Genomic DNA, 24612 nt, shown 5'->3' on the forward strand with positions numbered 1-24612 from the left:
GGAGGCCCCCATGCAACAGGACCTGCAGACGCACAAGCCCGGTGCCGCCGACCGGCCCTATCAGGGCGTCGGCTATTACGGGCAGCCGGCGCTGAAAGCCAGCCCCTTCGGCTGGAAGACCAGCGGCTACATCTTCCTGGCGGGCATGTCGGGCTCCGCCCAGATCCTCGGCACCGCGGCCGACCTGTTTGGCGGACCGGGCATGGAGAAGACGGCGCGCAACGCCCGCCATGTCGCGATGATCGGGGCGACGCTGGGGCCGCTGCTTCTGATCGGCGACCTGCACACGCCCAGCCGCTGGTACAACATGCTGCGCATCTTCCGGCGGACCTCGCCGATGTCGATCGGCAGCTACATCCTTTCCGGTTTTGGCGCCTTCAGCGCGGTGACCGCCGCCGCCGACTGGATAGGAATGAAGCGGGTGGCGCGGGTGACGCAGGTTCCGGCGGCGCTGGCCGGGGCGGGGATGAGCGTCTACACCGCGGCCCTGCTGTCCTCGACCAGCACACCCTTGTGGGCGGCGGCGCCGCGGCTTCTGGCGGTGCGCTTCGGCAGTTCTGCCATGGCCTGCGGGGCGGCGGCCCTGTCGCTGGGCGAGCGCATCGACGGCCGGCCGGGAAACGCCGAACGGCTGGACCGGGTCGCCATGGTGGCGAGCGCCGTCGACCTCGCCGCCTCGCTCGCCTCCAGGCGCGAGTATGAGGCGGACCATGTCGCCGCACCGCTGGAGCAGGGTGCGTTGGGCGCGGTCCACAAGATTGGCGCCATCGCCGTGGGTGCGGGTATCCCGCTGGTCTGCCACGCCATCAACGCCGGCCGTCGCCGGCCGTCTGCGGCGCTGTCGGTGCTGGGCTCCCTGGCGGTCCTGGCCGGCGGCATGGCACTGCGCACCGCCATCCTGCGTGCCGGCAACCGTTCCGCGGAACGTCCGGCCGATTATTTCCGGTTCGCCCGGACGCCGCCGAACACCCTCAACGAACGCAAACGCACGCTCTTGCCCGACACCGCGGCGCGGAGGGTCCTGCCATGAGCAATTCCGGAGCGCCCCATCCCTCCGGCAACCACTGCGCCGACGCGCTCTCGGTGCTCGACGAGCTGCTGGCCCGTCCTGCGGACGAGCTTCCTCCCGACCAGGTCTACAATGCGATGGCCGAGGCCTCGCGCTGCCTGGTGAAGCTGCGCGACGGCCTGATCGCCCGCAAACGGTCCGGCGACGACGGTGGGGCGGCGACGCTGGAGCATGTCAACACGGCGCTGAGCGTAACCTACGGCGCGGAGTTTCCGCTGGTCGGCGTCCGCCGCAAACGGGTGGAGACGATGCGCGACCAGTTGCGCAAGGTCCTGACGGAGGCGAAGGACCGGGCATAGCCGGTTTCGCGGTGCGGGTGGCGGAGGCGGATGGGAATCGAACCCACCGTTCGCTGTTGGCGAACCAGCGGTTTTGAAGACCGTGAGGGCCACCAGACCCTTATCGCCTCCGGCATGCTCAAGATGCGGATGCCGCCGCTCCGCCGCCAGCGATCTTTCGGGCAGCGACCTCTTGGGCGGCCATGATGCGGCGATCACCCCGCCGCTGCGAGACCCCGAGCTTGTCGAGATGCTCCAGCAGCGGCACCCCGAATTTGCGCGTGGTCCCCAGCCGCTTGGCCAGTTCGCCCAACGTGAGCCCGTCGGCGCTCCCCGCCAGCGCGGCGGCGACCCGTTCGGCCGCCAGTGCCACGGCATCGCGATGGAACAGGATCTCGCGCTTCTGCACCCGGTCGACGGTGCGCACCAGCACGCCGGCCCGGGCCAGGTAATGGAGCGCGCGGTGGCGCCCGGTGTCGCGGCCGACCACCTCCGCCACGTCGGGTGGGGTCAGGCCACCGTCGCGGAAGGCGGTCTCCACCGCGGCCAGCGTATCGCGGTCGCCGGCCGACAGCAGGTCGGCGGCGTTCAGGTCGCGCCGGCGCAGGAGCCCGGCATCCCGCACCAGCGCCCCGTCGGCCACCAGTTGCCCGATCAGCGCGGACAGCGTTTCGGGCGGCAGCGCCGGCGGCAGGCGCTCACGCAGCCGCTCGGCGGGGGCGCCGCGCTCCGTCGCGTGGGCCGCCTGGAAGTCGCGCACGGCGTCCAGCACGGCGTTGCGCAGGCTCCGGTACAGCGGTTCGGCCAGCCACAGGTCGGGTGGCAACGGCACGGCACCGGGAAATGCCGGTTGCGGCCGGCCGGGCGGCAGCCCGTGCAGCCGCGCCAGCTCTGCGCTGCGCAGCCCGCGTTCGCCGGCGAGGGCAAGCCGTTCGGCCAACGCGTCGGCCAGCCGCCCCTCGGCCAGCGCATGGGCCGACCGGACCACCGCCGGGTCGAAGCGCCGCCGCCGCACCGCCGCCGGATCGAGAATGCGCCCGCCGCCCACGGTCCGGGCCGGGGAGCCCTGGCGCAGCACATAGGGTTCGCCCGCGGCGGCGGTCACTGGCTCCGCACAGGCCAGCTGTGCCGGGGCTGCCTCGCCCGGCTCCAGCGCGTCGCGGTCCAGCAGGCGCAGGCGGGCGGCGGTGTCGGTGGTGCCGAACATCAGTTGCACGGTGTCGCCGGCCCGCAGCACCCTTGGCGCATCGGGCAGTACCTCCAGCCGCACATCGATCCAGCGGGACGGCACCAGGAGCCCGGGCGTTGCCAGGATGTCGCCGCGCCCCAGTTCCGCCAGTTCCGCGTCGCGCAGGTTGACGGCGACCCGGCTGCCCGGCTCCGCACCGTCCACCGCGGCGCCATGGACGTGCAGGCCGCGCACCCGCAGGGTCCGGCCGCTCGGCCACAGCTCCACCGTATCGCCGACGTGCAGGCTTCCCCGCCTCAGCGTGCCTGTCACCACGGGGCCGAAGCCGGGAACGGCGAAGGCCCGGTCGACCGGCAGATGGAAGCAGCCGAGGTCCGGCCGTTCCGCCCCACCGGCGAACAGCCCGTCCAGCGCGCCGGCCAGCCCGTCCATCCCCGCGCCCGTCGCGGTGGAGGTGTGGATGACCGGCGCCCCCTGGAGCGGCGTGCCGTCGAGCAGCCGGCGAACGGCCCGGGCAGTCGCCGCGGCCTGCGCCTCGCTGACGAGGTCGCATTTGGAGATGGCGACGACGCCCCGTCGCACGCCGATCAGGCGGGCGATGGCGAGATGTTCCTCGGTCTGCGGCTTGATGCCCTCGTTGGCGGCGACGACCAGCAGGGCGGCGTCGATGCCGGTCGCTCCGGCGATCATGGTGCGGACGAAGCGTTCGTGGCCGGGCATGTCGATGAAGGCCAGCGTGCCGGCGGCCCCCACGCGATGGGCGAAGCCGAGCGCGATGGAGATGCCGCGGCGCTTCTCCTCGGCCAACCGGTCGGTTTCGATGCCGGTCAGCCCACCGACCAACGCCGTCTTTCCGTGGTCCACATGGCCGATGACGCCGACGACGACGGTCTTCACGGCTCACCCGCCGGTCGTGTGCGACATGCCGCTGCGCAGGCTCCGGCGATCTCCGCCAGTTCGGCATCGGCGACGGTGCGCAGGTCGAACAGCAGCCGGTCGTCCCTGATGAAGCCGACCACCGCCGGCCGATAGGCACGCAGCCGCCGCGCCAACTCCGAAACCCCGACCGCTGCGCAGTGGATCGCAACCAGCCGGGTGGGAATCGCCGCTTCGGGCAGGGTGCCGCCCCCGGCGAAGCCGTCGCCGTCGCGCAGCTCGACGGTCAGGCCGGGAAGATCGGCCAGCATGCCGCGCAAGCGCTCCGCCTGCTCCGTCAGGACGGGAAGCGGGGCGGCCAGCATCGACAGGACCGGCACATGGCCGGGGCCGCCACCCGCCACCCGCTCCGGCGCGCGATAGAGCTTCAGCGTCGCCTCCAGCGCTGCCAGGGTCAGCTTGTCCGTGCGCAAGGCCCGCAGCAGCGGATGCGCCTTCAGCCGCGCAATCAGGTCGGCACGGCCCAGGATCAGCCCGGCCTGCGGTCCGCCCAGCAGCTTGTCGCCGCTGCAGGTGACCAGATGCATTCCGGCGCGCAGGGCCTCCTGCACCGTCGGCTCCGCCGGCAGGCCGTGGGCGGCAAGGTCGATCAGGCTGCCGCTGCCCAAATCCTCCATGGCGATCAGGCCGCGGGCGTCGGCCAGCGCGACCAGCTCCCGGCGGGAAGGGGTGGTGGTGAAGCCCTGGATGCGGTAGTTGCTGGGGTGGACTTTCAGCAGCATCCGGGTGTCGGGACCGATGGCACGCTCGTAGTCGGTGGCGCGGGTCTTGTTGGTGGTGCCGACCTCCACCAGTCGGGCGCCGCTCTGAGCGATCACGTCCGGCACGCGGAAGGAGCCGCCGATCTCCACCAGTTCCCCGCGCGAGACGATCGCCTCGCCCGGGGAAGCCAGCGCCGCCAGCGCCAGCAGCACGGCGGCGGCGTTGTTGTTGACCACCAGCGCCGCCTCGGCCTCGGTTAGTTCGCACAGCAGGCCGGTGACGCCATGATACCGCGAACCGCGCCGTCCGCTGTCCAGGTCGTATTCGAGGTTCATGTAACTGGCCGCCGCCGCGGTGACCGCGGCCACCGCCTCCGGCGCCAGCGGGGCGCGGCCCAAATTGGTGTGCAGGACGATCCCGGTCGCGTTGACGACGCGGCGCAGCACCGGCACGCCTTCCCGCTCCAGCCGTCCGGCAGCGGCGGCGATGATGGCTTCGGCCGGTGTGGCGGCATCGGTGGCGCCGGTCCGCAGCGCCGTGCGCAGAGCATCCAGCTCGGTGCGGAGCGCCCGCAGCACCGGCGTCCGCCCATGGGCGGCGACCAGCGCCGCCGTCCGTTCGTTGTCGATCAGCCTTTGCACCTGTGGCAGCTTGCGCAATGCGGACAGAGTCACTTCGGCGCTCATGCCTGGATCGCCTTGGCCAGGAACTCGTCGATCATCTCGGCGACGGTCTCGCTGTCGAGATCGTCCAGCCAGCAGGTCCGCACGTCGGTCGTCTTCACCGGCGTGAGGAAATTCCCGGACACCGATGCCGTGCCGTCCTCCCCCACATGGAAGGTCATATAGGCGCGCGGCGCATCCTCCCCGGTGTCGAGGGAGGTGAAGTGGACGATGGCGCGCGGCATTTCGTGGACGAGGCCGATATCCTCCTGGAACCACACGGTACCGACATCGCGGACGATCGGCTGCCGGGAGTCGGCGACGGGCCGGATGATGCGGTCGTGCAGGTCGCGGAGGTCCTTCAGCATCGTCACCTTGCGGCCGTCGCGGGCGCCTTCGCCGAAATGCTCGGTGGCGGCGCACCGCGCGGCGTCCAGAATGCGGCGGGTGCGGACCACGGCATTGACCAGCCGGCTGGTGGCGTTTGAATGCATCGCGTCGGCCTCCTCATTTGGCGGATCAGCGGTTGCCCGGCTGGTGTTCGCGGCCCGTCGGTGCCGGCAGGTCGCCCGCATGCTCCACCTTGCGGGTCAGATAGTCGGTCGCCGACAGCGCGAACAGAATGGCCAGCCAGAACAGCCCGGCTGCCGCGGCGGCGCGGGTCAGCGCCGGGGCGCGGAACAACTTCATGAACAGCGCCAGCACCAGGAGCGCCTTCGCCACCGAGATGCCCAGCGCCACCACGACGTTCATCGGCCCCGGCATCGGTACATAGGCAAGGCCGAGCGTCGCCGCCAGCAATCCCAGCAGCGCCGCCCAGGTGAACAGCAGGGGGAGGGGAGGTGCCTTCATGGTCCGCTCCGTCCGACCAGGTAGATCAGCGGGTAGAGGAAGATCCAGACGATGTCGACGAAGTGCCAGTACAGCCCCGTCACCTCCACCGGCGTGTAATAGCGGGAGGAGAAGGCGCCGCGCCGCGCCCGCACCGCCATCACCACGATCAGTCCGATGCCGATGGTGACGTGGATGCCGTGAATCCCCGTCAGCAGGAAATAGAGGAAATAGAACAGCTCAATCGCCTGGGCATGCGCGCTCTCCTCGTGGAAATTCAGCCCCGGTACCAGATGTTCGGTCCATTCCGTGTGGTACTCGTAGCCCTTCAGCCCAAGGAACAGCAGCCCCAGCAGTGCTGTGACCGCCAGCAGCCGGACCAGCGCCCGGCGCTGCTCATGCTCCGCCGCATGGACGGCCCAGGCCATGGTGAAGCTGCTGGTCAGCAACACCAGCGTGTTGACGGAGCCGATGACGATCCTGGTGTGGCGCCCGGCCTCCGCCACGCCTTCCGGATAGCTGGCGCGCAGCCATGTGTAGGCCAGCAGCATCCCGCCGAAGAACAGGATCTCCGTCGCCAGGAACACCCACATCCCGAAGGCGGCGGTGTCGGCCTGCTGCTCCATCGTCGCGTATTGCGGTTCCGGCATCGGGTTGGCGGGCGCCTCAGGCATCCTGCGGCTCCGCTTCGGGCCGGTACTGGTAGGGTGGACGGGTGACGGTCGGCGTCTTGTCGAAATTGTGGGTGGGCGGAGGGGAGGAGGTCTGCCATTCCAGCCCGGTCGCCGCCCACGGGTTGGCCCCGGCCCGCTTGCCGCGGACCAGCGACCAGCCCAGGTAGAACAGCGGCAGCGCATAGCCCACGGCCAGGATCGATGCCCCGGCCGACGACAGGATGTTCCAGAACTGGAACTCCGGCGGGTAGGCGTAGTAACGCCGCTCCATGCCGAGATAGCCCAGGATGAACTGCGGGAAGAAGGTCAGGTTGAAGCCGAAGAAGATCAGCAGCGCGGCGATCCGCGCCCACCATTCGGGATAGAGCCGCCCGGTGATCTTCGGCCACCAGTAATGCAGCCCGCCGAAATAGGCGCTGACCATGCCGCCGACCATGATGTAGTGGAAATGGGCGACGACGAAATAGGTGTCGGTGACATGGACGTCGAAGGCGAGGTTGGCGACGAACAGCCCGGTCAGCCCGCCGATGGTGAACAGCCCGATGAAGCCCAGCGCGTACAGCATCGGCGCGTCGAAGCTGATCCAGCCCTTGTGCAGCGTGGCGGTCCAGTTGAACACCTTGATCGCCGACGGCACCGCGATGACGTAGCTGAGCAGCGAGAACACCAGCCCGGCGTAGAGCGAGATGCCGGCGACGAACATGTGGTGCGCCCACACGAAGAAACCGATCACCGCGATGGTGATGCTGGACCACACCACGAACTTGTAGCCGAACAGCGGCTTGCGGGCGAAGCAGGGCACGATCTCGCTGATCACGCCGAAGCCCGGCAGGATCATGATGTAGACCGCGGGGTGGGAGTAGAACCAGAACAGGTGCTGGAACAGCAACGGATCGCCGCCCAGCGCCGGGTCGAAGATGCCGACCCGCAGCAGCCGTTCCACCGCCACCAGCGCCAGGGTGATCGCCAGCACCGGGGTCGCCAGCACCATGATGACGGAGGTCGCGTAGTTCGACCAGACGAACACCGGCAGCCGGTACCAGGTCATCCCCGGCGCGCGCAGCCGGTGGGTGGTGACGATGAAGTTCAGCCCGGTCAGGATCGACGAGAACCCCACCGCGAACACCGCGGCCAGCGCCAGCACGACGTAGCCGTTGGAGTACATCGAGGAAAAGGGCGTGTAGAAGGTCCAGCCGGTGTCGACCCCGCCGACCAGGATCGCGAACAGCGCCAGCAGCCCCGCCCCGACGTAGAGATACCAGCTCAGCAGGTTCAGCCGCGGAAAGGCCAGATCCTTGGCGCCGATCATCAGCGGGATCAGGAAATTGCCCATGGTGTTGGGGATCGACGGGATCAGGAAGAACCACACCATGATGATGCCGTGCAGCGTGAACAGCCGGTTGTAGATGTCCGGCGTGAAGATGCCGGCCGGCGTCACCAGATTGAGCCGGATCAGCGTTGCCGCCGCCCCGCCGACGAAGAAGAACACGGTGATCGACAGGGTGTAGAGGATGGCGATCCGCTTGTGGTCCTTCGTCAGCAGCCAGGAGCGTAGCGTGACGCCTTCCTCCGTCAGATAGTTCTTGGTGGCGACGACGGGTTCGCCCGGCTTGCCGGTCACGGTCGCGATGGTCATGGGGCGGGCCTTTCCGCACTGCCGGCCGTCCGGCCGGCTTGGGAGTTTCCGGCCGTCTTGTCGGCCAGCGATTTGATGTAGGCGACCAGCTTCAGCAGATCGTCCTCGCCGATCTGCCCGGCGAAGGAGGGCATGACCGGCGGATAGCCGGCGGCGATTTCCGACTTCGGCTTCAGGATCGAATCGCGGATATAGCGGTCGTCGGCGATGACGGTGCGGCCGTCCTCCAGCGGCACCGGGCGGCCGAACAGCCCTTCCAGCTTCGGCGCGTGGACGGTGCTGGCGGTGCCGTGGCAGCCGCTGCAGCCATGGCTGCGGAACAGCGCCTCTCCCTCCTGGGCGAGGCTGGGGCCGGGGTCCTGGCTGTCCAGCCAGCGCTGGAAGTCGGACGGCTCCATGACGACGACGCTGCCGCCCATGCGGGCATGCCAGGTGCCGCAGAACTCCGCACAGAACAGACGGTACTCGCCGACCTTGGTCGGGGTGAACCACAGCGTCTCGTAGCGGCCGGGCAGGGCGTCCTGGCGGACGCGGAAGGCGGGGATGGCGAAGTCGTGGATCACGTCCTGAGAGGTCAGCACCAGCCGCACCGGCTTGTCGACCGGGACATGCAGCGTGTCGATCTCGCGCTGGCCGCCGGGATGCTCGATCTTCCACATCCACTGCTTGCCGACGACATAGATGTCGGTGGCGTCCTTGGGCGGGCTGTGGATGCCGACATAGAGGTCCGCCCCCCAGAAATAGAGGCCGAGGAAGGCGATGAAAGTGGCGATGGTCCAGGCGGTCTCGACCCTCCAGGTGCGGCCCATCCGATTGCCGCGGTCGGCCGTGCTGCCCTTGCGGTAGCGGACGCAGAACAGGATCATCAGGCCGAAGACCAGCAGAAGGATGAAGGCGCTGGTGCCGATCAGGGCCGCGAACAGCCAATCCATGTCGGCGGCATGGCTGGAGGCGGTGGGGGGGAGGAGTCGCATGCTTCCCATGACCGCCCTCACCCCTTCCCCGGCCGGCGGGTGGCTCGCCACACCAGCAGCCCGACCGCCAGGACCGAGACGGCGCCGGTCGCCTGCATCAGGCGGCCCACTTCCGCGTTATATGTGCCCTGCGCCGGGTCGTAGCCGTAGCAAAGCAGCAGCAGATGGTCCGCCACCGAACCGACCGTGCCCTTGGAAGCGTCGACCAGCCCGAGCCGCAGGTCGGTGGGGTCGTAGCCGATCCCCAGGATGTAGCGGGAAACCGTCCCGCCCGGCGAGACCAGCACCACGCCCGCCGGATGGGCATATTGCCCTGTGGCTTCGTCGAGGCGGTAGGGAAAGCCGGCGGCGGTGGCAAGGCGGCGCACCTCGCGCCCCCGATCGGCCGAATCGCCGACCAGCGCGTGGATGGCGCCGGCCAGCGCCGGATCGCGTTCGAAATGCCGCGCCTTCATCTCGGCGGCATCGGCCGGGCTGTCGCCGGGATCGATGCTGACCGCCATCACCGCGTAATCCTTGCCCGGCGTCAGCGGCACCTGGCGCAAGGCCGCCGCCAGATCGCCCAGCACCACGCCGCACAGCGTCGTGCAGCGGAAATAGTCGAAGACCAGAACCAGCGGCTTGTCCCCGTCGAACAGGGTCGCGGTGGTGACGGCGTGGCCAGCCTCGTCGCGCAGCCGGACGTCGCGCGGCAACTGCGCCCCCGGATGCTGGTCGAAGGCGAAGTCCTTGAAGCCGGAAGGCAGCAGGGCCGTCGGCGCGGCATCGGCGCCGGTCACTGGCAGGGCCAGCAGAAGGCCGAGCAGGGGGACGATCGCAACCCGTTTCATCGCCGCTCCTCCTGACTTGCGTCCGCCGGCCAGTCGGGAATTCCATGCTCGGCGACGCGGCGCATCGCCTCGTCGATGGGAATGTGGGCGATGCCGCGTTCATGGTCGGCCCAGCCATAGCCGGTCAGCCGCTCCATCGACCGCTCCCTGTAGCGCTTGAAGTCGGCGGGGGGATCGGTCTGCAGGCGTGGCTCCGGCATCGGCGTCGTCAGGCCGCGGTTCCGGTCGGCGGTCGCATCGGGGAAGATCAGCATCAGCGAGACCACGACCGTCGCGATCAGGCCGGCCGCCAGCCCGCCGAGCAGCACGAACAGCCAGGGCGGCGTGTCCCGCTTCTCGAAGCGCGTGTCGGGATTGCGGCCCTCCTGGTCCGGCCGCTTCGGCGAACGGCCGCGCCCCAGCCGCGCCCAGCCGAACAGCAACGCCGCCGCGGCCCCGGCGAAGCCGGACCGATCGATACGGGTGGCCTTATCCATGGCGTCCCCCCTCCGCCATCAAGGCAGCGGCCTGGCCGACCTGCCCGCTCCGGGTGGAGTGCCGCCGGTCGGCGCCGAGGCGCCACAGGAACACCGCCATGCTGGCACCGCCCGTCGCCAGCGCCGCGGCGGGAGCGAACCAGGTGAAGCCGCCCTCCACCCCCGGCATGATCAGCCACCAGCATTCCAGCAGATGCGCCGCCAGCAGCAGCAGGCAGACGGCGGCCAAACCGCCCCGGCTGCGCTTCACCGGCCACCAGATCAGGGCTGCGAACGGCAACGCTCCCTGCGCCAGCGCGCCCAGCACCGCAACCCAGCCCCAGCCGCCGGACAGGCGCGCGACGTACCAGGGGATCTCATGCGGCAGATTCTCCTGCCAGACGATCAGGAACTGCATGAAGGACAGGTAGAACCACAGCAGGATTGCGGCGATCAGCAGGCTGCCCAGGTCGCGCCGCTGCCCGGCGTCCGTCCGTCCCGCCAGGATTGCGGCCAGCGTCGCCAGCGCCAGGGCGCCCAGCAGCTGGCCGCTGACGATCATCATCCCGTAGATGCTCGACCCCCAGTCGGGCTCGACCGACATGAACCAGTCGAAGGAGGCGAAGGTGACGCTCAGTCCCAACAGGATCAGACCCGGTGCCGCCAGCGGGTTGCCGCCCCGCCCCGAGCGCAGCAGCGCCGCCAGGGCCAGCCCCAGCCAGACCACGGCATAGACCGCCGCCCGCCCGTAGAAGAAGGGGACGTTCAGGTAGAAGCGGTTCTTCAGATGCGCGGCCTCCGCCGCCCTTGCCCAGGGATACAGCTCCGGCAGCAGGATCAATACCGGCACCAGCAGCAGCAGCGCCAGCGGCAGCACGGCGATCATGGCCCTCAGGGGTGGCACCGCGGCCGCCCCCCATCGCCCGCCGGTCAGGTCGTGGGCGAACAGCAGCATCATGGCGCCCAGCGGCAGTCCGATCCAGAAGGCGACGGACGCCAGCCAGCCGCGCAGCACCGCCTGCGGGTCGAACAGCGCGCCGATGGCGCAGACCGCGCCGCCGGCCAGTGCCGCGCCGATGGCGGCGAGCAGCGGGCGCCGGCTCATCGCAGCGTCCTCCGCACGTCGTCCGGCAGCTCGGCCGCGGCGGTGTTCTGGCTGGTCTGCAGCGCCCGGATGTAGGCGGCGATGGCCCAGCGGTCGTCGGGGGTGACGCGGTCGGCATAGGAGTACATCGCCCCCCAGCCGTTGGTGGCGACGTCGTAGAAATGCCGGGTCGGGGCGTTGCGCAACGCCTCGCTGTGGAAGGAGGGCGGCTGCGGGAAGCCGCGTCGGACGATCATGCCGTCGCCGTCGCCGAGATAGCCGTGGCAGGGCGTGCAGTAGATCTTGTAGCGCTCCTTGCCGCGGGCCAGCAGGGCCGGCGTCAGCGCCGGGGCCGGCTGCGGCCGGTCTTCGCGGGCGACGGTGTTGGGCGCCGGCTCCGGCGGCCACGACCCGCTGCCGGGATTGGTGTTGGCCGGCGTCCAGGTCTTGTCGCGCGGCTGCTTCGCCATGTTGTCGCAGGCCCCCAGCGGCAGCGCGGCGCACAGCAGAAAGGCGAGAGGAAGCAGGCGGGTCATGCCGGCACCTCGTCGATCCGTACGCCTTCCCCGTGGGGCAGCAGCCGTTGCAACAGGTCGCGGTCGTCGCGGCCCTCCCGCTCGGCGATCCAGATCAGGAAACGCTCCTGCGAGGCATGCTCGAAGCCGGGCGCATCGAAGATCGGATCGTAGAGGCGCGGCAACCGGCAAAACGCGCAGAAGGCGAGGAAGCCGACCAGCAGGATGGCCAGCGCCGCCAGCTCGAAGGTCGTGGTGCTGAAGGCCGGCCAGCTGTTCAGCGGCCGTCCGCCGATGTTCAGCGGGTAGCTCAGCACCATCCCCCAATATTGCAGGGCGAAGCCGCCGACCGCACCCAGCACGCCAGCCGCCACGACGATCAGCGGCAGCGCCCGCGGCTTGCGCCCCAGCAGGTCGTCCACCTCCTCCACCGCATGGGGGCTGTAGACCTCCAGCCGCGTGAAGCCTTCCTGCCGCAGGCGCCGCAGGGCTTCCAGCATGGCGTCGGGGCTGTCGAAGGCGGCCAGCGTGCCGCGGAACGTGTGGCCGGTGCCGCGATGCGCCGTCATCGCCCGCCCTCCGTCTTCTTCTTGTGGAGGAGTTCGCGCAGTTCGAACATCGACACGATCGGGATGAAGCGCAGCGCCAGGAAGAAGCCGGTCAGGAACAGGCCCACCGACCCGGCCAGCGTCGCCCAGTCCCAGACGGTCGGCATGAAGACGAACCAGCTCGATTCCGTGTAGTTCCGGTGCAGGCCACCGACGACGATGACGTAGCGTTCGATCCACATGCCGACCACCACGCCCAGCGCGACCAGGAACAGCAGCGGCCGGTTCAGCCGCAGCGGCCGGATCCACAGCAACTGCGGCACGACGCCGTTCAGGATGATCTTCGCCCAGTACCAGGGCGCGTAATAGCCGCCGAGTTCCGCCATCACCACCGTGATCTCGTGCTCCTCCCCCCGGTAGAGGGGCATGAACACTTCCATCAGATAGCAGTAGGTCAGCAGCAGGCTGGCGGTCAGCAGCAGCCGCGCCAGCACGTCGACGTGGCGGAGCGTGATGACGCCGGTGAGATCCAGCGCCCGGCGCAGCGGGATGACCAGCATCAGCACCACGGCGAAGCCGGACAGCGCGGCGCCAAAGACGAAATAGGGCGGGAACTGCGTCTCGTGCCAGCCCGGCGTCAGGCCGCCGGCGAAATCCAGCCCGACGATGCTGTGGATGGAACAGACCAGCGGCGCCATCAGCGCAGCGAACAGACCGTAGAGAATCTTGAACTGGCGCCAGTGCCGCGACGAGCCCTGCCAGCCCAGCGCCAGCAGGCCGTAGAGCACCCGCTGCCAGCGCCGCCGCGCCCGGTCGCGCAGGGTGGCCAGATCGGGGAGAAGCCCGACATACCAGAACAGCACCGACCCGATGACATAGACCAGGATGGCGACGAAATCCCAATGCAGCGGGCTGCGGAACTGCGGCCACAGCGCCATCGTGTTGGGGTAGGGGAACAGCCAGTAGAAATACCACCAGCGCCCGAGATGGATGACCGGCATGATCCCGGCGCAGGCGACGCAGAAGACCGTCATGGTCTCGGCGATCCGGCTGGTGGCGCTGCGCCAGTCCGACCGGGTCAGGAAGAACAGCGCGGAGATCAGCGTCCCGCCGCTGGCCATCCCCACCCACCAGACGTAATTGCCGATGGCGAAGCCCCAGGCGACCGGCCAGTCGATGCCCCAGACGCCGACGCCGCGGAAGAACAGCCAGCCCAGCGCCACCACGAACAGGCCGAGCAGCCCGAGCGACAGCCCGAAGCCGATCCACCACCAGCGCGGTGTGCGGCGTTCCAGCACGAGGTCGCTGACATGGACGGTCACCGACAGGGCGGTCACGCCGGGCTCCACCACCCGGTCCAGGTCGGCGCGTGTCTCGGGCGATGGGCTCACCGGCTCACGCCTCCTGGATGTCGGGGTTGGGGTTGCGCAGCCGTGCTTCAAAGGTCGTGCGCGGCTTCGTGTTCAGTTCGGTCAGCACGCCATAGTCCAGCGGGCTCGCCTTGCGGTGGCTGACCGCGCTGTCGGGGTCGTTCAGGTCGCCGAAGACGATGGCCTCGGCCGGGCAGGCCTGCTGGCAGGCGGTCTTCACCTCGCCGTCGCGGATCGGCCGGCTCTCGCGGTCGGCGGCGATGCGGGCCTCGCGGATGCGCTGGATGCAATAGGTGCATTTCTCCATGACACCGCGCGCCCGCACCGACACGTCGGGGTTCCACGACTGCGACAGCCGGTTGTCGTCCCCGGCATAGTTGAAATAGTTGAAGCGCCGGACCTTGTAGGGACAGTTGTTCGAACAGAAGCGGGTGCCGACGCAGCGGTTGTAGACCATCACGTTCAGCCCGTCGGTGTCGTGCATGGTGGCGCCGACCGGGCAGACCACCTCGCAGGGCGCGTTCTCGCAATGCATGCAGGGCATCGGCTGGAAATAGGTCTGGTCCGGTGCCTCCGCCTCGCCTTCGTACCAGGTGTCGACGCGGATCCAGTGCATCTGGCGGTTCCGCAGCACCTCGTCCTTGCCGACGACGGCGATGTTGTTCTCCCCCTGGCAGGCGGCGGTGCAGGCGCTGCATCCAATGCAGGAGTTGAGGTTGATCGCCATGCCCCAGGCGTTCCGCGGATAGTCGTGGTCGGGGTAGAGCGACTGACTGGGTTCCTTGCGCTTGGCGAAGCCGGGGTCGTGGCGGAACTCGTCCAGCGTGGCGTGACGGACCACGTCGGGGCTGTCGATCATCTGGTGGTGCTGGGTGGCGGCCAGCCGGTAGGTCTCCCCGGTCTTGCGCAGCTCCACCCCCGGCAATCGCCACAAATGGTCAAGCGGCCGCAGCCGGAAGGCGTCGAAGCCGACACCGCGCCCGACCCGGCCCACCACCTTGCGGCCGAAGCCGAAGGGTAGGGTGACGCAGTCGGGGGCATGGCCGGTCACCCGCCAGACCGGCGCGCGGAGATGGCCGGTGGTGGTTCGCACCTCCACCACATCCTCATTCTGCAGGCCCAGCCGCTCCGCGGTGGCCGGCGCCATCAGCAGGGCGTTGTCCCAGGTCAGGGTGGTGAAGGGGCGCGGCAATTCCTGCAGCCAGCCGAGATTGGCGTAACGTCCGTCGCGCAGCCACGGGTCCGGCCGGAACAGGGCGGTCAGCGTGCCGCCATCCGGTCGCGCAGGGGCAGCCGGCAGCCGGGTCGCCAGATCGGGCAGCAGCGAAACGGAAGCCGGTGCGGCGGCGCTGTCCGCCACCACGCCCAGCCGCAGGGCATCGGTCCACTGCTGCTCCGCATCGCCCTTGCCCTGGAAGCTCTCCATCCAGGTGGCGCGGAGGATGGCGTAGCCGTCGGGGCGGGTTTCCCCATCGAAGACGGCCAGCAATTCATGCGGCGACCAGCCGCCCCACAACGGCCGGGTCTGCGGCTGCTGGATGGTGACGGTGCCGTTGAAGGCCCGCGCATCGCCCCAGCGTTCCAGCTCATGCGCCTCCGGGATATGCCATGTGCAGAGGACGGCGGTCTCGTCCACCGCGGAGCCGAGATGGATGGAAAACGGCACCTTCCCGAGTGTCCGGGCAAAGTCGAGGTCGGCCGGCGCGGTGAAAGCCGGGTTGCCGCCCAGGATCAGCAGCGTGTCGACCCGCCCCGCCGCCATGTCGGCGGCCAGCCCTTTGAGCGATTCCCCGTGGTCGACCGGATCGGCCTCCACCGGCTCGATGTAGCTCACCGTCCGGCCCGGTGCGCCCAGCGCCTCGTTGATGGCGTGGACCAGCGCATGGACCGCGGGCGACTGCGCCGGCCCGGCATGGACCAGCGCTGCCCCGCGGTTGGCGGACAGGTCGCGGACGACGGCGGCCAGCCAGCCAGGAGCACCCTGCCGCCACTCCGCCGGCCCGGCGCCAAGCTCGGCAGCCAGCGCGCGGACCACCGCCTCGACCCCGTCCGGGCCAGCGGCGAAGCGGTGGTCGGCACGGGCTCCGGCCAGGGTCGGCATGCTTTCCACCGCATAGAGGCGGCTCATCTCCTCCGGCCGCCCCTCCTCCGGGGCGCGGCGGCGGCGGGCGAAGTCGCGGGCGTAGCGCAGATGGCCGGGCGCGCTGTCGAGGACATCGCTCTCCACCGCCAGGATCACCTTCGCTTGGTCGAGGTGCAGCACCGCGTCCACCGGCCGCCCAAAGGCCAGCACCGCCCCGGTCCGCACCGCGTCGCGTCCATCGGCTTCCCACCGGTGCCACCGCATCGCCGGAAAACGCCGCTTCAACGCGCCGATCTGCCGTGCCAGCGTGGGGGAGGTGACGGTGCCGGTCAGCAGCCGCAGCCCGTCGCCGCCGCGTGCGGTCAGGGCGGGCAGGCGGTCGAACAGCGCCTTGACCATCCCATTGGCGCTCGCAACCCGACCGGCGGTCAGCATGGTGCGCGAGCGGTCGGGGTCGTAGAGGTCGAGGATGCTCGCCTGGATGATCGGATCGAGCGCGCCCAGGCTGGCGGGATGGTCGGGATTGCCCTCCAACTGCACCGGGCGCCCCATCTGGTGGATCGCCAGCACGCCATCGGCATAGCCGCCGCGGGTGACGGCGGTGGCGAAATGGCGGGCGACGCCGGGCACCAGTCCTGGCGGCATGGTGACATAGGGGATCGCCTCGCCCGGCGCCTCCGCCGGTGCGCAACCCGACAGCCCGGCCAGTGCGAAGGAGGCGCCCATCAGTTCCAGCAGCCGGCGGCGGCCGACGCGCGCCTCCGCGAGGTCCGGCAGGCCGGGGAACTCGGTGCGCAGCGTCTCCAGCACCGCCGGCTCACGCGACAGCTCGTCCAGGCTGCGCCACAGCGCCCGGCCGCTCTTGCCGGCCAGACGCCCCTCGATCCGCCGGGCCAAGTCCTCCCGCCGCGTCGTCATCGGTGGCACACCGAGCAATCGGACAAGGTCTCGGGATGGATGTGGTAGCGGGTCATCAGCTGTTCGCCGGACGGGGTCGCGGCGGTGCGCTTCCAGTCGGTGTCGAAGACCGCCTCCTTCGGGCGCAGGTTCGGGGCCGGGTCGCGGTGGCAGTCGAGGCACCAGCTCATCCGCAGGCTCGCTCCCTTCCAGGTCAGCGGCATCCGGTCGACCGGGCCATGGCAGGTCGTGCAGGCGACGCCCTTGGCGACGTGGATGCCGTGGTTGAAGAAGACGTAGTCGGGCAGGGTGTTGACGCGGTTCCAGCGGATCGGCTTCCCAGTGGCGAGGCTCTGGCGCACCGGGGCCAGCAGGCCGGCGTTGGTCCAGATCTGGGAATGGCAGGTCATGCAGGTGTGCGTCGGCGGCAGCCCGGCGGTCGCCGACACCTCGACCGACGTGTGGCAATAGCGGCAGTCGAGCCCGAGCCCGCCGACATGGTGTTCGTGGCTGAACGGCACCGGCTGCGGCTGCACGATCCCCTCCCCGGTGGCGTAGGTGGTGCTGGGAAAGAACCAGGCGCCGCCGGCCAGCGTGACCAGCCCGCCGAGCAGCCCGTAGAGCACCAGCTTGGTGACGATGTTGGCGGTTGGGCTGAAGACTCCCGCCACGGCTCAATCCTCCGTCACGCCGGCAGTTCCCGAGAGGTGATGCCGTAGCGGAAGGTCGCCGGATCGAGACAGTCCGGTTCGCCGCCGGCTGTCGCCGCATAGGGATACATCAGGAAGCCCAGCGGGCGCGGTGCCTCGGCCGGCTGGAAATCGCGCGCGCTGTTGTAGCCGATCCAGTTCATCTCCCAGCTTCCGAACAGCCGTTCGCGCAGCGCAACCACGCGCGGATGGCCGAGACCTCGTCCCTCTTCCAGCATCACCTTGCGCACGTCGGCGGGATCGACCGCGAACCAGCCGCGGCCATCCAGGTGGACCTCCGCCCGGCAGTGCTGGGCCTTGGAGATGTCGCCCGAACGCCCAAGGCTGTTGGCCAGCGTGGAGTCGGCAACCCGGATGCCGTAAACCTCGCGGGCGGGGAAGCCCGCGGCGCGGGCCAAGCCGACCATCAGCCCGTTGATGTCCGCGCATTTGCCGCCGAGATAGCCGGTCTCAAGCATGGTCGCGATGTTGCCCAGCCCGCAGCCGCGGGTGGCGGCGTCGCGGAAGCTGTTGTCGACCACCCAGTCGTAGATGGCCCGCAGCCGCGCTTCCGGCGCGTCCAGTCCCGCGACGATGCGCATCGCCGTTTCCCGGACGATTCCATCAGTTGGCATGCTGGGTGTCGGCTGCCGGTAGAGCCGCAGCTCCGCCGGGTCGGCGGGCTGCGCGGCACGGTCGCCGGGCAGCCGGTCGCGCGTCTCCACGACCTGCACCAGCTCGACGGTCTGCGGACCCGGGCCGTCCCAGTCGGCGCGCAGCATCCCGGCACCATAGCGGGGATCATGCACCAGAGCTGTCCGGTCGGCGGTGGTTGACCATGCCGCATCACGCGCCCGCTGATAGTCGCCGGCCGCCTGCGCCACCGGAACCCAGAGCCGTGCCGGACCCTTGCCCTCGGCCAGTTCTATGGTGTGGCGGATCTCGAAGTGTCGCCAGCGGCGGTCGGCCGTCGGATTGCCGAAGCCTTCGGTGGCGGCGGCTTGCGCAACGCGCGTCGGCCCTGCGGCAGCCACCAGTCCGGCTGCTGCAGCCGCTTTGAGGAAGCGGCGTCGGTCCATGGCTGCGTCTCCCTGATTTTTCGGCCCGATGTCGGGTGGGCTCGATGTCGGGTGTGTTTGACTCGGGTGTGTTTGACCGGGGCGAAGAATGGGGCGAGGGAACGGCATCGGCTTGGCATTCATCCGTACAAGTCCCCATTCGCGATCCGGTTCCATGGCTTCCATCGGGCTAGCCCGACTGCTCCGGGCATCCGGCACCAAGCGGTCGGACCCTTGGAATTCCTCTTCATCGGGAGGGTATCCGCTTTCGACCGGGCGCTCCGTCGGGACGTCCACCGACAGATCAGTTGCCCGTCCGCGGGCACCGTGATGACCTTCCCGGCCTGGAGGGCGATCCCACCTGTTCAACGGCGCGATCCCGCACCTCCTGTGCGTTGAAGGACGAGACATGACCGCATCCGCGCCCACGGACCTCGTCGGCACCATGCCGTCGGACGCACCGCGCCTGACCTCGCTCGCCCATGGCGGCGGCTGCGGCTGCAAGATCGCGCCCGGCGTGCTGCAAGGGCTGCTCGCCACCCTGCCGGGCCAGATCCTTCCGCCGGAGCTGATCGTCGACGCCTCCACCGCCGATGACGCCGCCGTCTATCGACTGAACGACGATCAGGCCCTGGTTGCGACCACCGATTTCTTCATGCCCATCGTCGACGATCCCTTCGACTTCGGCCGCATCGCCGCGACCAATGCGCTGTCGGACATCTACGCCATGGGCGGCCGGCCGATCCTGGCGCTGGCGATCGTCGGAATGCCCATCGACAGCCTGCCGCCCGACGCCATCCGCCGCGTGCTGGAAGGCGGGCAGTCCGCCTGCGCCGCCGCCGGCATCCCGGTCGCCGGCGGGCATTCCATCGATTCGCGGGAGCCGATTTACGGTCTGGTCGCGCTGGGGCTGGTCCATCCCGACCACGTGCTGCGCAACAGCAGCGCCCGGCCGGGCGACCTGCTGGTGCTGGGCAAGCCGCTGGGGATCGGGGTCTACAGCGCGGCGCTGAAGAAGGGCGCGCTTGGGGAGGAGGCATACCGCCGAATGATCGACAGCACGACGTGCCTCAACACCCCCGGCGGTGATCTGGCCGCGTTGGACGGCGTGCATGCCGTGACCGACGTCACCGGCTTCGGTCTGCTCGGCCATCTGCTGGAAATCTGCCGCGGTTCCCGCGTGTCGGCGGACATCCGCTTCGGCGACCTGCCGTTTTTCCCCGACACGCACGAACTGGCGCAGGCCGGCCACACCACCGGAGCCTCCACGCGCAACTGGGCGAGCTATGGGGCGGAGGTGCGTCTTCCCGCCGGCTGGACGGACGAGCAGGAGGCGATCCGGCGCAAGCTGATGACCGATCCGCAGACCAGCGGCGGGCTGCTGGTCGCCTGCGCCGCCGAACGGGTGGGTGCGGTGCTGGACATCTTCCGCCGGCACGGCCATGACAGTGCCCGGGTCATCGGACGGCTGGAGGGGCAACCGGGTGACGGCCCGGTGGAGGTGCGCGTGACCTGACCGGTCCCACTGCCCTGATCAAAGACGGGCTACGGCTTCGAGCGTCGGCGGGGCGGGGTCGGAACTCGGTCCCGGCACGACGCTGAAGGAGCCGTCGGTCTCCAGGACCACCGCCAGCACGCCGTCGAGTTGTTTGTTTCCCTGCGCGCGCAGGACGGCCATCACCTCTTCGCGGGTGACACGTTGCCGTACCATCGCCGACGCTACGAAATCGCCGCGATAGACCAGCAGTGTCGGCTGCGCCTTGATGATCGCCTGGAAGCGCGGCGAGCGCACCGACAGCCAAGTGATGGCGTACTGCAGCAGGATCAGCAGCGCCAATGCCAGAACGCCTTCGGCCAGCGCCACCTTCCCCATGCTGCCCGACGGCCCGTTGCGCGATCTCATGGAGGAGCTGTTGCGCCGGCAAATGCCGGGCAACCCCGGTGGCCGTGGGCATGGAGAGCGCGGGCAGGAAACGCCGCGCCCTGCGGTATCCCCAGGAGGCGATGGCGAACAGGAACCCGAAATAGGCCAGGGCGACGGCCAGAGCCGCTCCACTCATCATGCCTCCAGTCTCCGGAGGGGGCGTCCCGCGGCACAATGGCGAATAGGAGGCAGGCCGGACTGAAGGGACCGGAATCCCCCTACATCTTTTCCTTCACGCCGGATGCGATCAGCCACCAGTTCACCGGGTAGGCGGTGACGAAGCCGCAGAGCATCGCGATCTGCATCATGAACCAGAACTCCGGTGATGCCGGTTCCAGCCCGACGCCCAGCACATGGCGGAACAGGTAGAAGGCGGCGAAGGCCATGAAGCCGTACATGCCGACCTGCCACGCCGTCAGCGACGCCGCGTCGGCCTTCACCGCCTGCACAAGGCCCTGGAGTGGCGACAGGTTGCGCATCGGCTTGATCGTGAAATACTGGAATGCCACGCCGAACACGAAGGCGAAGAGGAAGTCGACGATCCACACTGCGAACATCTTCTCGGCGAACAGGCTGCGCCAGCCGAACCACACCGCCACCGTCGGCGCGAACACCGCCAGCCACTCGGCGACAATGTCGCCCAGCGTGCAGCCGCTGCCACAGTGGGCCGCACCCTTGGCAACCATCATCGGAAACGGTGTCTCGCGCTTGCTCGGCATCTCCTCGTGCCGGTCCATCGCCCGCTGTGCCTTCTCATGCGTCGCCAGCCGGCCATAGGTGAAGTAGGCCCACAGGGTCAGGACCGTTCCGAACAACGCGGTCACCGGCCAGACGACATTCATGATCTACATGTGCTGCGGATGATGGACGACGTCCACTAACACGACCAGCGCGCACAGCCCGCCGAACAGCAGGGCGGTGACGGACAGGAGATGAAGCCAGGAGGGTATCATCAGGCGAACCTCTGCGGTTTCGTGAACAGGGTGGAAAGCGTCGTCCAAGACAGGGGTCAACTCGGTTCGCTGCGACGGGTTCCGGCCGACGGGGCGTTGCTAAACCAAAGTCAAATTGCCGGGCCGCCAGGGTTCGCCCTGATCTTTCTCCATTCAGCGGACGGGATTCCCTCCTGCATCCGTCGGAACGGAAGCGGGCGTGCCCAGCCGCCGCCCTGGTCATTGCCGGATGTCAAACACGGGCGATGCCGACCACGCTGGAACATCCGCTACCGTCACGCGTACAGGCGCTCCCGCTGGCGGCGATCGAAGGGGCGACCACAGAAGCCGGAGCTCGGCGTGGTTGGCGATTCCGGCGCATCGAAGACGGGCAGGTGCGCGCCAGCTGTTTCAAACGGTGGCCGTGGTACGTCGAGACCGACGTCATCTTCTCCGGCGAAAGCGACAGGACCGTTCTGGTCACCGCGAAGACTATGGAAAAACGCGATGACGGGGTGGAGCGGGCCTACAACCGGTGGGTCACGAACCTCGACGAGGATATTCAGGCCAAGCTGGCGGAATTGAGCGTCCGCCGGAACTGACCCGTCCACCGGCGATTCGGGCGAGGGGCGTCGCGGACAACCGTGCGCCGCGCTCATTCCTGATCCTGAAGGGTTATCTCCCGACGATTCCATTGCCATCACAAGGCGAGTGGACCGATACACACCATCATATGAGTGTGGTATGCAGCGCCTCGTGCCGCGGAACAGGCGGCGTCCGGGTTGGACGGTCTTGTGGGGGAAAAGGGGGCGACATGGTTCTGGCCAAGCGTGGGAAGGCGGCGGGTCTGGCGTTGGTGGCCCTGCTGGGAGTGGCGGCCTGCAACCGGCAGCAGCCGATCTACACCGTCACCGACCATCCGGTGCCGCCGGCGGCCCAGCCCCTGCCGATGAAGTCGGTCGAGCAGGCGATCGTGGAAGCGGCGGCGGCGCGGCGCTGGACCATCGAGCGGCTTCAGCCCGGTCTGATGCGGGCCACCCAGAAATGGCGGACCCACACCATGGTCGTCAACATCCGCTACACCCAGGACCATTACAGCATCGAACACGTCATGACCTCGAACCTCAAGGAACAGGGGGGAACGGTTCACCGCGCCTACAACACCAACGTCAAGGCGCTGGAGAACGAGATCGAGCAGTCCCTCCACCGCGCGAACCGGTGACCGGGGCCGTGGTGATGGAGCCCCTGTTGCCCGGCAGCGGACCCGCGCAAGCCGGGCTGCGCTTCGCCGTGCGCCGCTGGTCGGCCTGGACGCCGGGGCGCGAGACGCGCGCCGCGTGGCGGGACTGGGCCGGCGCCCCGCCGTCGGCGGTGGACGAGGCGCCGCCGCCCGCCCTGCCCATGATGCTGCGTCGGCGGGCGACCCCGCTTGGGCAGAGGCTGATCGCGGCGGCGTTGGCCTGCGGCGACGGCGCGGCGCGGGCGCGCTACGTCCTGGCCTCCCGCCATGGCGAGCTGGGGCGGACGCTGACCATCCTGGAGTCTCTGGCGGCGGGTGATCCGCCGTCGCCGACGGAATTCAGCATGTCGGTCCACCATGGGCTGGCCGGGCTGCTGTCCATCCACACCGGCAACCGCGCCGGCCACACGGCGCTTGCCGCCGGGGAGGACAGCTTCGGCTTCGGCCTGCTGGAGGCTGCGGCGCTCCTGGCCGAGCGACCGGGCGAGCCGGTGCTTCTGCTCTATGGCGACGATCCGCTGCCCGACGCCTACGCCGCGTTCCGTGAGGACGGCGACGCCGGGCTGCCCATGGTTTGCGCCCTGTTGCTGGAGGCGGGGGACGACATCCTGTTCCAGGCTGCTCCGAACCGCGACGGGGCGCCGCCGGCCCTGTCCGCCGTGTCGGATTTCCTGCGCTTCCTGCTGGCGCCGGAGCGGACGGTCACGTCGACGGGTGCGCGCATGGTCTGGACGTGGCGGCATCATGGGTGAGCGGCTGGATCATCTGCGGCGTCAGGTCTGCACCGGGCTTGCCTTTGCCGCGCTGTTCGGCGGCGGGGCGGTCCTCGCCCTGACGGTGTTTCCGTTGGTGAGCCTCCTGACCCCGGCGGGACCGACGCGGTGGGCGCGCAACCAGCGGCTCGTCCATTGGCTGTTCCGTGGCTATGTCTGGAGCCTGCGACGGCTGGGCGTGATCGAAGTGACGGTGGACGGGGCCGACCGGCTGCGCGCCGCCACCGGCGTGATGATCGTCGCCAACCATCCCACCCTGCTGGATGTCGTGCTGCTGATGGGGCTGGTGCCGCGCAGCCAGTGCATCGTCAAGGGGGCGTTGTGGGACAGCCCCTATCTCGGACGCCTGGTGCGCGGGACCGGGTACATCCGCAACGACCTGGAGCCGGAAGCGCTGCTGGGAGCGTGCCGGGACTCCATGGCCCGCGGCGAAAGCCTGATCATCTTCCCCGAAGGCACCCGCACCACGCCGGGGGAACCGCCGCGCTTTCGCCGCGGCTTCGCCAACATCGCCACGATGCTGGAGGCCGACATCCAGCTCGTCACCATCATCTGCCGGCCATTGACGCTGGTAAAAGGGGAGCCGTGGTGGATGGTTCCGTCCCGCCGTCCGCGGTTTCACGTCCAGGTTGGGGAGCGCCTGGACGCTAGCCAATGGATGGGCTATAAGTACCGGTCTCTCGCCGCTCGTAAGTTGGTTCGCCAACTCGAAGAGTATTACATGGAATGTTTGGCTGATGGTTGATCTGGAGTTGGAGATTAAAAGGCTGATTGTGGATTCTCTCAAGCTGGAAGACATCCGGCCTGAGGACATTGACAGTTTGGAACCACTTTTTGTTGAGGGGTTGGGCCTGGATTCCATTGACGCCCTGGAGCTTGGTATTGCCCTGCGCAAGCGTTTCGGTATCAAGATCGATTCCGCTACGGACAACGTTAAGAAGCATTTTTTCAATGTGCAGAGCCTTGCGGTCTTCGTGCATTCACAAAAAGCGGAGTGAACGGGCATGCTGACCCGCGACCAAGTCTATGAAAAGTTGAAAGGCTATCTGGAGGAGATGTTCGAGGTGCCGTCGGGAACGGTTACCCCCGAATCCCGCCTGTTCGAAGATCTGGATCTGGATAGCATCGACGCGGTTGATCTCGTGGTGAAACTTCAGGCTCTCACCGGGCGCAAGTTCAAGCCCGAGGAGTTCAAGACTGTGCGCACCGTCGGCGATGTTCTTGACCGCGTGCAGGCGCTTCTTGCCGCCTAAGGGCTTGCCT

27 protein-coding genes and 1 tRNA gene are annotated in these 24612 nt (G+C 69.1%); 9 read left to right on the top strand and 19 right to left on the bottom strand.

Annotated features, from left to right (window positions below; translation table 11 throughout):
- Positions 1-10: 10 nt before the first annotated feature.
- Positions 11-1030: an NrfD/PsrC family molybdoenzyme membrane anchor subunit gene (gene nrfD / locus TSO352_RS12420; protein WP_158284578.1), complete on the top strand. Its 1020-nt coding sequence runs from the start codon at positions 11-13 to the stop codon at positions 1028-1030.
- The gene (locus TSO352_RS12425) at positions 1027-1368 is read left to right on the top strand and encodes a hypothetical protein (RefSeq protein WP_109107645.1); all 342 of its coding nucleotides are present in this window, start codon (positions 1027-1029) and stop codon (positions 1366-1368) included. The genes nrfD (TSO352_RS12420) and TSO352_RS12425 overlap by 4 nt, the downstream gene beginning before the upstream one ends.
- Positions 1369-1386: 18 nt before the next feature.
- Here TSO352_RS12425 and TSO352_RS12430 read toward each other — a convergent pair.
- The 17 genes from TSO352_RS12430 to TSO352_RS12510 all read right to left on the bottom strand — a co-directional run bounded on the left by TSO352_RS12430 (position 1387) and on the right by TSO352_RS12510 (position 18501).
- Positions 1387-1479, bottom strand: a tRNA-Sec gene (locus TSO352_RS12430).
- 7 nt (positions 1480-1486) lie between these two features.
- Positions 1487-3433 (bottom strand): selenocysteine-specific translation elongation factor, encoded by a 1947-nt coding sequence (gene selB / locus TSO352_RS12435; protein ID WP_109107646.1) that lies wholly within the window; start codon positions 3431-3433, stop codon positions 1487-1489.
- Positions 3430-4860: an L-seryl-tRNA(Sec) selenium transferase gene (gene selA, locus TSO352_RS12440; RefSeq protein ID WP_109107647.1), complete on the bottom strand. Its 1431-nt coding sequence runs from the start codon at positions 4858-4860 to the stop codon at positions 3430-3432. The genes selB and selA overlap by 4 nt, the downstream gene beginning before the upstream one ends.
- Positions 4857-5330 carry a hypothetical protein gene (locus TSO352_RS12445; protein WP_109107648.1) on the bottom strand — a complete coding sequence of 158 codons (474 nt, stop codon included), beginning with the start codon at positions 5328-5330 and terminating at the stop codon, positions 4857-4859. Before TSO352_RS12445 ends, selA begins: the two co-directional genes overlap by 4 nt.
- Positions 5331-5355: 25 nt before the next feature.
- A complete protein-coding gene (locus TSO352_RS12450) occupies positions 5356-5688 on the bottom strand; it encodes a cytochrome C oxidase subunit IV family protein (protein WP_109107649.1) in 333 nt (110 codons plus the stop codon).
- On the bottom strand, positions 5685-6341 hold the full coding sequence (locus tag TSO352_RS12455; protein WP_199231585.1) for a cytochrome c oxidase subunit 3 family protein: 657 nt from the start codon (positions 6339-6341) through the stop codon (positions 5685-5687). Before TSO352_RS12455 ends, TSO352_RS12450 begins: the two co-directional genes overlap by 4 nt.
- Positions 6334-7977, bottom strand: coding sequence for a cytochrome c oxidase subunit I (gene ctaD / locus TSO352_RS12460; protein ID WP_109107651.1), 1644 nt, complete (start codon positions 7975-7977; stop codon positions 6334-6336). Before ctaD ends, TSO352_RS12455 begins: the two co-directional genes overlap by 8 nt.
- On the bottom strand, positions 7974-8951 hold the full coding sequence (gene coxB / locus TSO352_RS12465; protein WP_109108299.1) for a cytochrome c oxidase subunit II: 978 nt from the start codon (positions 8949-8951) through the stop codon (positions 7974-7976). The genes ctaD and coxB overlap by 4 nt, the downstream gene beginning before the upstream one ends.
- A gap of 17 nt (positions 8952-8968) precedes the next feature.
- Positions 8969-9781, bottom strand: coding sequence for an SCO family protein (locus TSO352_RS12470; RefSeq protein WP_109107652.1), 813 nt, complete (start codon positions 9779-9781; stop codon positions 8969-8971).
- Positions 9778-10257, bottom strand: a complete 480-nt coding sequence (locus tag TSO352_RS33935; RefSeq protein WP_247872062.1) for a hypothetical protein — start codon at positions 10255-10257, stop codon at positions 9778-9780. The genes TSO352_RS12470 and TSO352_RS33935 overlap by 4 nt, the downstream gene beginning before the upstream one ends.
- Positions 10250-11341 carry a hypothetical protein gene (locus TSO352_RS12480; RefSeq protein WP_109107653.1) on the bottom strand — a complete coding sequence of 364 codons (1092 nt, stop codon included), beginning with the start codon at positions 11339-11341 and terminating at the stop codon, positions 10250-10252. The genes TSO352_RS33935 and TSO352_RS12480 overlap by 8 nt, the downstream gene beginning before the upstream one ends.
- The gene (locus TSO352_RS12485; protein WP_109107654.1) at positions 11338-11856 is read right to left on the bottom strand and encodes a cytochrome c; all 519 of its coding nucleotides are present in this window, start codon (positions 11854-11856) and stop codon (positions 11338-11340) included. The genes TSO352_RS12480 and TSO352_RS12485 overlap by 4 nt, the downstream gene beginning before the upstream one ends.
- On the bottom strand, positions 11853-12404 hold the full coding sequence (locus TSO352_RS12490; RefSeq protein ID WP_109107655.1) for a DUF3341 domain-containing protein: 552 nt from the start codon (positions 12402-12404) through the stop codon (positions 11853-11855). Before TSO352_RS12490 ends, TSO352_RS12485 begins: the two co-directional genes overlap by 4 nt.
- Entirely contained in the window at positions 12401-13774 is a 1374-nt protein-coding gene (gene nrfD, locus TSO352_RS12495; RefSeq protein WP_109107656.1) for an NrfD/PsrC family molybdoenzyme membrane anchor subunit, read from the bottom strand. The genes TSO352_RS12490 and nrfD (TSO352_RS12495) overlap by 4 nt, the downstream gene beginning before the upstream one ends.
- Before the next feature lie 4 nt (positions 13775-13778).
- Positions 13779-16754, bottom strand: a complete 2976-nt coding sequence (locus tag TSO352_RS12500) for a TAT-variant-translocated molybdopterin oxidoreductase (protein ID WP_109107657.1) — start codon at positions 16752-16754, stop codon at positions 13779-13781.
- On the bottom strand, positions 16751-17404 hold the full coding sequence (locus TSO352_RS12505) for a cytochrome c3 family protein (protein ID WP_109107658.1): 654 nt from the start codon (positions 17402-17404) through the stop codon (positions 16751-16753). Before TSO352_RS12505 ends, TSO352_RS12500 begins: the two co-directional genes overlap by 4 nt.
- A gap of 14 nt (positions 17405-17418) precedes the next feature.
- The gene (locus tag TSO352_RS12510) at positions 17419-18501 is read right to left on the bottom strand and encodes a transglutaminase family protein (protein WP_109107659.1); all 1083 of its coding nucleotides are present in this window, start codon (positions 18499-18501) and stop codon (positions 17419-17421) included.
- Between the two features lie 388 nt (positions 18502-18889).
- On the opposite strand from TSO352_RS12510, the gene selD reads away from it, so the two are divergent.
- Entirely contained in the window at positions 18890-19996 is a 1107-nt protein-coding gene (selD, locus tag TSO352_RS12515) for a selenide, water dikinase SelD (RefSeq protein WP_247872063.1), read from the top strand.
- An 18-nt stretch (positions 19997-20014) separates the two neighbouring features.
- On the opposite strand, the gene TSO352_RS12520 is transcribed toward selD, so the two are convergent.
- Together TSO352_RS12520 and TSO352_RS12525 are read right to left on the bottom strand one after the other, a co-directional pair.
- The gene (locus TSO352_RS12520; RefSeq protein WP_247872064.1) at positions 20015-20383 is read right to left on the bottom strand and encodes a YetF domain-containing protein; all 369 of its coding nucleotides are present in this window, start codon (positions 20381-20383) and stop codon (positions 20015-20017) included.
- Between the two features lie 239 nt (positions 20384-20622).
- Positions 20623-21246, bottom strand: coding sequence for a DUF4396 domain-containing protein (locus TSO352_RS12525; protein ID WP_247872065.1), 624 nt, complete (start codon positions 21244-21246; stop codon positions 20623-20625).
- Between the two features lie 356 nt (positions 21247-21602).
- Between TSO352_RS12525 and TSO352_RS32955 the strand changes: the two genes are divergently transcribed.
- The 6 genes from TSO352_RS32955 (at position 21603) to TSO352_RS12550 (ending at position 24602) form a co-directional block, all read left to right on the top strand.
- Positions 21603-21938 (top strand): hypothetical protein, encoded by a 336-nt coding sequence (locus tag TSO352_RS32955; protein ID WP_146210755.1) that lies wholly within the window; start codon positions 21603-21605, stop codon positions 21936-21938.
- A gap of 212 nt (positions 21939-22150) precedes the next feature.
- The gene (locus TSO352_RS33210; RefSeq protein WP_158284579.1) at positions 22151-22558 is read left to right on the top strand and encodes a hypothetical protein; all 408 of its coding nucleotides are present in this window, start codon (positions 22151-22153) and stop codon (positions 22556-22558) included.
- A 14-nt stretch (positions 22559-22572) separates the two neighbouring features.
- Positions 22573-23328, top strand: a complete 756-nt coding sequence (locus TSO352_RS33215; RefSeq protein ID WP_158284580.1) for a beta-ketoacyl synthase chain length factor — start codon at positions 22573-22575, stop codon at positions 23326-23328.
- Positions 23321-24094 (top strand): lysophospholipid acyltransferase family protein, encoded by a 774-nt coding sequence (locus TSO352_RS12540; protein WP_109107662.1) that lies wholly within the window; start codon positions 23321-23323, stop codon positions 24092-24094. The genes TSO352_RS33215 and TSO352_RS12540 overlap by 8 nt, the downstream gene beginning before the upstream one ends.
- Entirely contained in the window at positions 24087-24347 is a 261-nt protein-coding gene (locus tag TSO352_RS12545) for a phosphopantetheine-binding protein (protein ID WP_109107663.1), read from the top strand. Before TSO352_RS12540 ends, TSO352_RS12545 begins: the two co-directional genes overlap by 8 nt.
- A gap of 6 nt (positions 24348-24353) precedes the next feature.
- Complete coding sequence (locus TSO352_RS12550; protein WP_109107664.1) at positions 24354-24602, top strand: acyl carrier protein; 249 nt, start codon at positions 24354-24356, stop codon at positions 24600-24602.
- Positions 24603-24612: the final 10 nt, after the last annotated feature.

It is taken from the genome of Azospirillum sp. TSO35-2, assembly GCF_003116095.1.
Lineage (GTDB): Bacteria > Pseudomonadota > Alphaproteobacteria > Azospirillales > Azospirillaceae > Azospirillum.